Origin of the sequence: Aminivibrio sp., from assembly GCF_016756745.1 — a bacterium.
Lineage (GTDB): Bacteria > Synergistota > Synergistia > Synergistales > Aminobacteriaceae > Aminivibrio.
Genome location: NZ_JAESIH010000056.1, coordinates 1 through 9,224, shown reverse-complemented (window position 1 = coordinate 9,224; position 9,224 = coordinate 1). Strand labels below are relative to the sequence as shown.

Below are 9,224 nucleotides of genomic sequence, written 5' to 3'. Positions count from 1 at the left end.
CTCTGGGTTGCCTTTGTCTGTCGTCCTGAGCAAGGCGAAGGACCTCGGTTTTGACTCCGGAGTACCTCAAGCCCGAGATCCCTCGGCCATGCCCCCGGCCTCGGGATGACACCACCCTGTCGTCCCGAACGAGCGCAGCGAGGAGGGATCTGCCTTTGGTTCGAACGCCCTCAAGTACGAGATCCTTCGGCCCAAATACCGGCCTCAGGATGACAGCCAAAAGCAAATCTCCCCTCGCTACACTCGGGATGCTCCCTCCGCTTCGCTCTGGGTGCTGCGCGATCGCGATCAACTTCGTTCCGGATGAAAGAAACAGCGCTCCCCTCCCACCCGTCCAGGCCGCCTCCCTCACAAAAAAAGTGAGGGGCCTGTTTCTCCCCTCACTTCGTCCTTCTTCTCTATTGAATCAGCGGTGCAAGGCGCTTTCTCAGAAGCCGCAGCCTGGCGCTCACCGCCTGTTGTGTTATGCCGAACCTCTCGGCAGCCTCTTCCTGGTTGAATCCTTCTGCCAGCAAAAAAACAAGCTCCCTGTCCTCCCCGGCGAGACTCTCCTCAACCGCCCGGTCCGGAAATGAGGGTTCCACAAAGACTGAAGGTTCCTCCGGTGTTCCTTCCATATCCTCCAGGGGAACGTACTGCTGCCGCCATTCCCTCCGGGCGACGGCCCTCACCCTTGCCGGAAGCCGGTTCTTCAGAAAAAGAGGCAGCCGTTCCGGATCCCCGCACCTCGGGATCAGTTCCAGCAGGGCAAGATACCCTTCCTGCACCAGGTCGTCGAAAAGCGCCCCCCTGCCGGCGTATCGTCTCGCCGTGGCCATTACCAGCGGGCGGAAGCGCACAGTTTCCGCCTCCATGTCATATTTCGAAAACTCCATTCATCCCTCCGTCACGCTACCGCCAAATGCATGAAATTCCGTCGGCCATAGGGAATGACCTGTGTGAAACCCGCCCGCCGGGCAAAGACCTCCACCGCCGATTGCTCGTTGAACGGAACAAGGACATCCGCCGCCCGTCCCTCCATGTGAAGACTCCGCGCCGCCCCCTTCACCCGCTTGTTATGGGGCGGGCACCTATATCCGCTGCTGATGACCACCGGTTTTCCCCACTGGTCCCTCATGGCCTCGAGCAGCTCCACCAGGAGAGGACAGAGCCTCACGCAGTGGCAGCAGGGGCATTCGAATTCCCGGAGGCGGAAATGCTCCGCCACGGGAAGGTCATTCAGCCGGGTTGATTTTTCTGCCATACATTCACCACCTTTATTGAAAAACGGCTTCGTGTTGGGGCTGTCGTCCTGACGGCAGCGCCCTGGGTTTTGTCGTCCTGAGGGCGGCTTCTCCGCCCGATCGCGCAGCATCCCCGAAGGGGAAGGACCTCGGTGTTGCTCTTGCCCTGTCGTCCTGAACGAAGGGAAGGACCTCGGGGTTGACTCTGCACTACCTCAAGTACCAGATCCTTCGGCCAAGAAGGCCGGCCTCAGGATGACAAACAAAAGAGGGTCCTTCCCCTCGCTTTTGCCCTTGCCCTGTCGTCCTGAGGGCGGCTTCACCGCCCGAAGGACCTCGGGTTTGACTTTGCACTGCCTCAAGTACCAGATCCTTCGGCCAAGAAGGCCGTCCTCAGGATGACAAACAAAAGAGGGTCCTTCCCTCGGTTTTGCCCTTGCCCTGTCGTCCTGAACGAAGTGATCGCGAAGCATCCCGAGCACAGCGAGGGAAGGACCTCAGGGTTGACTCTGGACTGCCTTAAGTACCAGATCCTTCGGCCAAGAAGGCCGGCCTCAGGATGACAAAATAAGCGAATCCCCCCTCGGGTTTGCCCTTGCCTGTCGTCCTGAGCAAAGCGTTCGCGCAGCATCCCCGAAGGGGTAGAATCCCGATTTGGTCTTTAAGGCCTTTAAACCAGGTCCTTCCCTCGGTTTTGCCCTTGCCCTGTCGTCCTGAGCAACGCAATTCCCGGCACCAAGCCTTTACCCCTTCGCCAGTATGGCGGCATGCAAGTCTCGGATGGCCAGGGAAAGCTCCTCCAGGCGCTTCTCCATGCGCACCAGCAGAAAGGCCGCCACCGCCACGGAGAACCCGTTCTGTACCACCGTGGACATAAAATCCTCCATTGTTCGGCTCCCTCCTTTACCTCAGGAAACAAAGGGGAGAGGACTCCCCCTCCCCTGCATCACTACCGGCTACAGAATCTCCGTCACCGTGCGGTCCACAAGCTCCGCCCCGGCGATGGACACCAGCGCCTGATCGAAAATATCGTTGTCGATCACCGCGTCCATGGCCGCCTCCGCCTCGGCGGCGGAAATGGTCTCCTTCGCGTAGTTCAGCGACACCACGAAGGTCTTGCCGAGATCAGTCAGAAACTTCATCCGAAACGTCTTCATATCCCGTCACTCTCCTTTCAGCCTAGGCGGCTTCCACGGAATCGGTGCCCACTTTCTCCACTGCCAGCACCGGATAATCAAAAAGGGCCCCAAGGGCATCCGTCGCCGATTTCAGCGACGTGGCATCCACCGCCGGACGAATCCGGCTCATGGTCACGGACCGGACGATCATCTTGCCGTCGTCGCCGGTACCGGTATTGAGGCGAAGCACTACGGAACTCTTCAAAGGCGAATACACTGCCATGTCAATTCCTCCCTAATTTCAAAATAGCCCGGATTCATCCCGGACATCTATAAGAGTGCTCTTGACCTCTAATATATACAAATGGTTACCATTTTTCAAGATGACTTTCTTCCGGATTCTTTGAAGAAGCGAAAACTTGAAGAACCGAACGAACAAAAGTCCCTTAAGACGGATATGATGCTATAATTTTTCCGTATATAATCCCAAAAACGTATCAAGGAGGAACTCCATTCCCATGACCGAAAACCAGCAGCCTGCCGATCCCCGGATTCCCTGCGGGGACGACGATGAAATCGACCTGATGGATCTTTTTATGGCACTATGGAAACAGAAATGGGTCATCTTGATCTGCGTGGTGCTCTTCATTGCCGCAGGCACAACCTTTGCCCTGCTGACGCCGAAAACCTACGAGGCAAAGACGACGCTGCTCATCCTTCCCCCGATTTCTAGAGAACTGACCGAAGATAAAAATTCCGGCGGCCAGATGTTTTCTTCCGAAATCTACAAGGATCTCGCCCTCGCCCAGGATCTGCTGAACGACGTCATTGCGGAAGTCTATTCAGGGATCGAAAAGCCTAATGCGGCCACTGCTCAGAAAAATATGTCCGTCAGTGTCAACAAGGCATCTGAAAAGGACACCACCGGCAAGTTGCCCTTTACGCTTTCCGTATCCCTCAAGGGAGGAGATCCCGCTGCCCTGACATCTTTCCTTTCTTCGTGGATCACCCACTTCACTCGAAGGAATGCCCAGCTTTTCTCCACGAGGGGAACCCAATCCTTCGAATATGTGAGTGAAAACTTCGAAATCGTGAAAAGGGATCTGAAATCGGTGGAGGATTCCCTTGCAGAGTACCGCAAATCTAATCCGGTAGAGTTTCTGGAAAAAAAGCTTGATACCCTCAAATCCCTTCACAGCAAATTCCTGGAAGAATTCTCCGTGAAAACACGCACCCTGGTGGGACTTGAAGCGGAAGTCAAAATTCGGAAAGACATGCTTGGTCAAGAGCCTCAAAAACTTTTGATCAACAGATTGCCTGCAAATGAGACATTGTGGAGTTTTCTCTCAAACAGAAGTGAGACGGAAGGGTTTTCATCGCCAGAATCTTTGAGAATTCAGGATGAAGTGTTCAATCCGGTTTTTACCAATCTTAAAAGCAAGGTCGTCGAATCCGAGGCGGAAATTGCATCCCTCAAGTCCTCTATAGCTGACCTGGAGCAGTATCTTAAAGCAACGGAAAAAGAATTCAACGAAAAGCAGGCTCTTCTCGTGGAGAGCAGGAAGAACATCCAGCGGCTCGAACGAGAAGAAAAAGCCCTGAATGATGCCTATACAAACCTTGCGAAAAAATTTCAGGAAACCCGGATCGCGGCCGCCGAAGCCGCCGACCCTATCCGTGTCATCGAACAGCCCATTCTTCCCACGTCGCCCGTGGCGCCGAGGAAAACCCTCATCGTCGCCCTTTCCGGCGTTCTCGGCCTGTTCATCGGCATCTTCGCCGCACTCATCGTCAACATGGTGAAGAACCGAACGGCTTCTGCAAAGGCTAAATAAACAACAACCGCCGAAATGCTTACAAAGCCGGGGCCCAGAAAAACCCTCCTGATCAAATTCGCCATCGACCTCGCCCTCGCCGCCGCCGCGTCGTGGGGGGCATTTGCGCTGCGCCTCGACCTTCCGATCCCGAAGCTCTATCAACGGAGCGAAGTCTTCTACATCCTCCTCAGCCTGGCCATCAAGGTTGCATTAATCCTCGGCTTCGGCCTCTTCAGGCAGTCCTGGCGGAGCATCGGCGTCCGGGACCTTACCCGCCTCGGCAAGGCCGTCGCCGCCTTCACCCTTCTCTCCTCCACGGCGGCCTTCCTCCTGTCGCCCTATTACCGCATCCCCCGCAGCATCCCCCTCATCGACGGCATGCTGCTGCTTCTCTCCTGGGGAGCCGCCCGCCTGCTGGTCCGCCTCTTCCTCGAAGGGAACGTCCGCAGGAAAGGCAGGGGCCAGAACAAGCGGGTCCTCGTCATCGGCGCCGGTGACGCCGGCACCATGATCGTCCGGGAGATGCTCCGCCATCCCGAGTCCTGCCTCACCCCCGTGGGCTTCCTCGACGACGATCCCGGAAAGTGGAACACCACCTTCGTGGGCTACCCCGTCTTCGGCCCGGTAAAACGCCTCGCCGCCGTCGCCCGGGGCCAGTCGGTGGACGAAATCCTCATCGCCATCCCCTCCGTCATGGGCGACGCCATCCGGTCCATCCTCGAAACGGCCCGGAAGGCCGAAATACCTGCGCGGATCATCCCCGGAATATGGGAAGTCCTCTCGGGCAAGGTCTCCATCTCCAGCATCCGGGACGTGGAGGTGGAAGACCTCCTCAACCGCGACCCCGTCCGGCTGGACCTGGACGAGATCGCCGGGTACATCACCGGCCGCGTGGTCCTCGTCACCGGCGCGGGCGGATCCATCGGCAGCGAGATCGTCCGGCAGATCCTCCCCTTCGAGCCCCGGCACATCATCCTCCTGGGGCGGGGGGAGAACAGCCTCTTCCAGATCGAGCAGGAGCTCCGGAACATCCATCACGTCCGCAACATCACCACCGTGGTGTCCGACGTGCGGAACCGGGAGCGCCTGCGGCGGATCTTCGAGGCCCACTCCCCCCGGGTGGTCTTTCACGCGGCGGCCCACAAGCACGTCCCCCTCATGGAGGAGAACCCCGAGGAGGCCATCCTGAATAACGTCTTCGGCACCCAAAACCTGGCCGAACTCGCCCTGGAGCACGCCGTGGAGGTCTTCGTCAACATCTCTACCGACAAGGCAGTGAACCCCACCTCCGTCATGGGCGCCTCCAAGCGGGTTGCCGAAATGATCGTCCGCTCGGCGGCCGAAAAAGCCCTTCCGGGACAGGCCTTCGTCTCCGTCCGGTTCGGCAACGTGCTGGGCAGCAGGGGCAGCGTCATCCCCACCTTCAAGGAGCAGATCCGCCGGGGCGGCCCCGTTACCGTCACCCATCCGGAGATGACCCGGTACTTCATGACCATCCCCGAGGCAGCCCAGCTCGTACTCCAGGCGGGAGGAATGAAGCGGAACGGCTCCGTCTTCGTGCTGGACATGGGGCAGCCGGTCAAGATCATCGACCTTGCATCGGACCTCATCCGCCTCTCAGGCTTCGAGCCCGGCACCGACATCGACATCGTCTTCTCGGGCATCCGCCCGGGTGAAAAACTCTTCGAGGAACTCCTCACCGCCGAGGAAGGCACGGAAACCTCCCGGTTCAAGAAAATCTTCGTGGCCCGGAACAACGGCCTCCCCGCCGACATGCCGGAACTTCTGGAGGAACTCCGGCAAGCGGCGGAAGAAGAAAACGGCAGGGCAATAAGGGAAAAGCTGGGGAAACTCATACCCCATTGCCGGTTCTGCAGGGAGGAGAACGGGAAATGACATTTTTTTCTCTCGTGTTTTTTTCCGGTCTGGCTCTCCTCTCCTGCGTCGGGACAAAACTCTACATCAACTACGCCCGGCAGGAAGCCATCCTCGACATCCCCAACGAGCGCAGCTCCCACACGCTGCCTACTCCCCGGGGCGGAGGAGTGATTTTCGTCGCTCTTTTTCTTGCCGTTATTCTCCTGTGCCCCTTTATTTTCCCGAGGGAAGCATCCCTCTGGCTCGCCCTCTCCGGAGGGGGTCTGGCCGTCGCTGCCGTCGGGTGGAGTGACGACCGAAAAACCCTTCCCGCCTGGAAACGCCTCGGCGTCCACAGCATAGCTGTGCTCTGGGCCCTGTATCACCTGGGAGGAATGCTCTCCCTCTCCCTTGGGTTCGCCACCCTGCCTCTCGGCTATATAGGGCACGTTCTCGCATTTATCGGCGGCGTATGGATGGTGAACCTCTACAACTTCATGGACGGCATCGACGGTCTAGCTGCTGGTGAAGCGGTCCTCGCGGCATCGACAGGCGCCTTTCTCACGAAAGGTACCCCCGTCTCTTTTGCCCTTTTCGCCCTGGCTGCCTCGGTGCTCGGTTTTCTAATCTGGAACTGGTCACCCGCAAAAGTCTTCATGGGCGACGCCGGCAGCGGCTTCCTGGGCTTCACCTTCTTCTGCTTCGCCCTTTACACCGAGAATACCAATACAGTGCCGCTCCTCACCTGGGCCGTACTCGTCTCCGTCTTTGCCGTGGACGCCACCCTCACCCTGATCATGCGCGCAAGAAGGCGAAAGCGCCTGTCGGAAGCCCATCGGGACCATCTGTACCAGCAGTTCATCAAGGCGGGATTCAGGCACTCTTCCGTGACGATCATCGCTCTCCTGTTAGGGTTCTGTGCCTCGCTTGCAGCATTCTTTTTCTCGCACTATATTTTTCTGTTGTTCGCGACAATTTATGGCCTTCTTGGAGTACTATGGTTACAACTCTATCGCCGTTTTTCTTCCATTACATCCAAAGAGGCAGGTAAAGAATCATGAAAAAAGTCTTCATCACAGGAACAACGGGTTTTGTGGGGGGGCATCTGAAGAACCACTTAACAGGCAAAGGATACGAAGTAATTGCTCCAACAAGAAACGATCTCGGCGATCCCTTCTCAGTTGAAGCCTGGAGAAAGGCCCTCGAGAAGGCAGAATGTGAAACCGTCGTCCACTTGATCGCTAAAACCCACGCAGCAGACGCGGGGAATCCGTCCGCATTGCCCTCCTACCGGCACATCAATGTCGATATCACAAAGGCGCTTCTTGAAGCTTCCAAGGATCTCGGCGTAAAAAAATTCATCTATCTCAGTTCCATTAAAGCCGTGGGTGAAGAAACCCCTATCGATGAACCCTTTACCGAGGAAAGCCCCTGCCGCCCTGAAGACTGCTACGGAATTTCAAAAAAGGAAACTGAAGAACTGGTTCTCAAATATTCACGGACAATCGACACGATCATCCTTCGGCCTCCAATGATCTACGGCCCTGGGGTCAAGGGAAATTTTTTGAAACTCATGAATGCCGTTAAAAGAGGAATTCCTTTACCGTTTGCCAGCGTAAGAAATGCAAGAAGCCTGGTTTTTGTTGGGAATCTTTCTGATGCTATTGAACACATCGTTGAGTCACATCTTGCCGGAGGTTCCCTCTTTCATATCGCAGACGAGGAAACTCCCTCGACACCCGAATTGTTAAAGTTGATGGCGTCAGCACTCAACGTAAAACCTCGAGTTCTGCCGTTTTCCGTTACTCTTTTGGAAACATTAGCATCTATGGCAGGAAAGCAGGAAACCATTAAAAAAATCACTCGATCGCTTATTGTTTCTTCTTCCAAAGCGAGCCGAAACTTTGATTGGAAACCGTTTTATTCTCTTCAGGTTGGTATTAATCAAAGCCTTAATATAGAAAGGTGAAACTAACAAAATGTCGATTGACCTTACAATATCTCTTGTTTTATTCCAAAATAAAGAGGAGCAAATATTAGAGTTGCTCAATTCTTTCAGGGAAAGCACTGTCAAATGGGAATTAGTTGTATATGATAATTCCCCTACTAATAGTCTTTCTTCCTTGTTTCAAGGAAGAAATATTCAGTATCTACATGATCCACGGAATATTGGCTTCGGCAGAGGGCACAACAAGGCTTTCTCACATAAAAAAAACACCTCAGAATTTCATTTGGTAGTAAACCCGGATATTTCCTTTGAGCCCTTAGTTCTTGAAAGAATGATCGACAAAATGAAAGGAAACGAAAACATAGGAATCCTTGCCCCAAAAGTACTATTTCCTGACGGCACCCTCCAAAGAACAGCACGTCTGTTGCCTACCCCTTTAGATTTTTTTATCCGAAGGTTCTGTCCATTCAGCAGACTTCAGGATAAAATCAATGAACGGTATGAGATTTACTCTTATGATTATAGTTATCCCATAGAAATACCTTTTATTTCAGGTTGTTTTATGCTTTTGCGATCAAAATTTTTTAAAGATCTCGGTGGGTTTGATGAACGTTTTTTCATGTATACTGAAGATATTGATCTAACCAGGCGAATGATGCAACTCGCCAGTACGGTACTTGATCCTTCTTTTTCTGTTTACCATGAGTACGAGAGAGGTTCTCATAAAAACTGCCGTTTGCTCTTTATATTTCTAAAAAGCGCATTTCAGTATTTCAATAAATGGGGTTGGATTTTCGATAAAGAGAGGAATACTTGCTACCCAAAAGCTTACAAATCATCTGAATAAATCACTGCTGTCCAAAATAAATCGAAATCAAAAATAGCACCCTGAATTTCCAGGGCTTTGCGAAGCTGTTTCAGACAGATTTGAAAACAGGTCCCCTGTTTTCCTGAACCTCGAAAATTAAATCGGCTGTCCAACTTCCTACAGTCTGAATTTCAACTGTTCCGCCCGGTGTCTGTCAACCGACTTGTCGCTTTTCCGGGGTTAAAGTTTCCCGCGCTCTTTCATCCTTCTCAGGATTGAGCCACACCACTTTGTCCTCCTCCAGGTTCCTCACCGGACGGGTATTCTATAATGCTCCCAAGAAATGAGACATGAAAAATATGGTCGAACCGAATATAATAATGAAATGATGAAGAAGAAAAATACCTACAATCCAGAATTCAAATCGAAGGTCGTACTGGAACTGCTAAGCGG

At 54.1% G+C, this 9,224-nt stretch carries 10 protein-coding genes; 5 read left to right on the top strand and 5 right to left on the bottom strand.

Going from position 1 to position 9,224, the window contains the following annotated elements:
• Positions 1-398 precede the first annotated feature (398 nt).
• The 5 genes from JMJ95_RS09340 to JMJ95_RS09320 form a co-directional block, all read right to left on the bottom strand.
• Positions 399-875 (bottom strand): sigma-70 family RNA polymerase sigma factor, encoded by a 477-nt coding sequence (locus JMJ95_RS09340; RefSeq protein ID WP_290684770.1) that lies wholly within the window; start codon positions 873-875, stop codon positions 399-401.
• Positions 876-886: 11 nt separating this feature from the next.
• Positions 887-1,243 carry a D-Ala-D-Ala carboxypeptidase family metallohydrolase gene (locus JMJ95_RS09335; protein ID WP_290684768.1) on the bottom strand — a complete coding sequence of 119 codons (357 nt, stop codon included), beginning with the start codon at positions 1,241-1,243 and terminating at the stop codon, positions 887-889.
• 723 nt (positions 1,244-1,966) lie between these two features.
• Complete coding sequence (locus JMJ95_RS09330) at positions 1,967-2,110, bottom strand: YvrJ family protein (RefSeq protein WP_290684766.1); 144 nt, start codon at positions 2,108-2,110, stop codon at positions 1,967-1,969.
• Positions 2,111-2,179: 69 nt separating this feature from the next.
• Positions 2,180-2,380, bottom strand: a complete 201-nt coding sequence (locus tag JMJ95_RS09325; protein ID WP_133959255.1) for a DUF2922 domain-containing protein — start codon at positions 2,378-2,380, stop codon at positions 2,180-2,182.
• A gap of 22 nt (positions 2,381-2,402) precedes the next feature.
• Complete coding sequence (locus JMJ95_RS09320; RefSeq protein ID WP_290684764.1) at positions 2,403-2,624, bottom strand: DUF1659 domain-containing protein; 222 nt, start codon at positions 2,622-2,624, stop codon at positions 2,403-2,405.
• 235 nt (positions 2,625-2,859) lie between these two features.
• On the opposite strand from JMJ95_RS09320, the gene JMJ95_RS09315 reads away from it, so the two are divergent.
• Genes JMJ95_RS09315 through JMJ95_RS09295 form a run of 5 tightly spaced genes read left to right on the top strand, consistent with a single transcriptional unit; the run spans position 2,860 to position 8,810 of the window.
• Positions 2,860-4,176: a GNVR domain-containing protein gene (locus JMJ95_RS09315; protein ID WP_290684762.1), complete on the top strand. Its 1,317-nt coding sequence runs from the start codon at positions 2,860-2,862 to the stop codon at positions 4,174-4,176.
• Between the two features lie 15 nt (positions 4,177-4,191).
• On the top strand, positions 4,192-6,054 hold the full coding sequence (locus JMJ95_RS09310; protein WP_290684760.1) for a nucleoside-diphosphate sugar epimerase/dehydratase: 1,863 nt from the start codon (positions 4,192-4,194) through the stop codon (positions 6,052-6,054).
• Entirely contained in the window at positions 6,051-7,076 is a 1,026-nt protein-coding gene (locus JMJ95_RS09305) for a glycosyltransferase family 4 protein (RefSeq protein WP_290684759.1), read from the top strand. Before JMJ95_RS09310 ends, JMJ95_RS09305 begins: the two co-directional genes overlap by 4 nt.
• Entirely contained in the window at positions 7,073-7,984 is a 912-nt protein-coding gene (locus tag JMJ95_RS09300) for an NAD-dependent epimerase/dehydratase family protein (protein WP_290684757.1), read from the top strand. Before JMJ95_RS09305 ends, JMJ95_RS09300 begins: the two co-directional genes overlap by 4 nt.
• Before the next feature lie 10 nt (positions 7,985-7,994).
• The gene (locus JMJ95_RS09295; RefSeq protein ID WP_290684756.1) at positions 7,995-8,810 is read left to right on the top strand and encodes a glycosyltransferase family 2 protein; all 816 of its coding nucleotides are present in this window, start codon (positions 7,995-7,997) and stop codon (positions 8,808-8,810) included.
• The last annotated feature ends 414 nt before the right edge of the window (positions 8,811-9,224 follow it).

Bases quoted from the DNA above. Each gene is read 5' to 3' on its own strand.
- JMJ95_RS09310 (WP_290684760.1), top strand. From the start codon at position 4,192: ATGCTTACAAAGCCGGGGCCCAGAAAAACCCTCCTGATCAAATTCGCC.
- JMJ95_RS09340 (WP_290684770.1), bottom strand. From the start codon at position 875: ATGGAGTTTTCGAAATATGACATGGAGGCGGAAACTGTGCGCTTCCGC.
- JMJ95_RS09330 (WP_290684766.1), bottom strand. From the start codon at position 2,110: ATGGAGGATTTTATGTCCACGGTGGTACAGAACGGGTTCTCCGTGGCG.
- JMJ95_RS09300 (WP_290684757.1), top strand. From the start codon at position 7,073: ATGAAAAAAGTCTTCATCACAGGAACAACGGGTTTTGTGGGGGGGCAT.
- JMJ95_RS09325 (WP_133959255.1), bottom strand. From the start codon at position 2,380: ATGAAGACGTTTCGGATGAAGTTTCTGACTGATCTCGGCAAGACCTTC.
- JMJ95_RS09305 (WP_290684759.1), top strand. From the start codon at position 6,051: ATGACATTTTTTTCTCTCGTGTTTTTTTCCGGTCTGGCTCTCCTCTCC.
- JMJ95_RS09335 (WP_290684768.1), bottom strand. From the start codon at position 1,243: ATGGCAGAAAAATCAACCCGGCTGAATGACCTTCCCGTGGCGGAGCAT.
- JMJ95_RS09315 (WP_290684762.1), top strand. From the start codon at position 2,860: ATGACCGAAAACCAGCAGCCTGCCGATCCCCGGATTCCCTGCGGGGAC.
- JMJ95_RS09295 (WP_290684756.1), top strand. From the start codon at position 7,995: ATGTCGATTGACCTTACAATATCTCTTGTTTTATTCCAAAATAAAGAG.
- JMJ95_RS09320 (WP_290684764.1), bottom strand. From the start codon at position 2,624: ATGGCAGTGTATTCGCCTTTGAAGAGTTCCGTAGTGCTTCGCCTCAAT.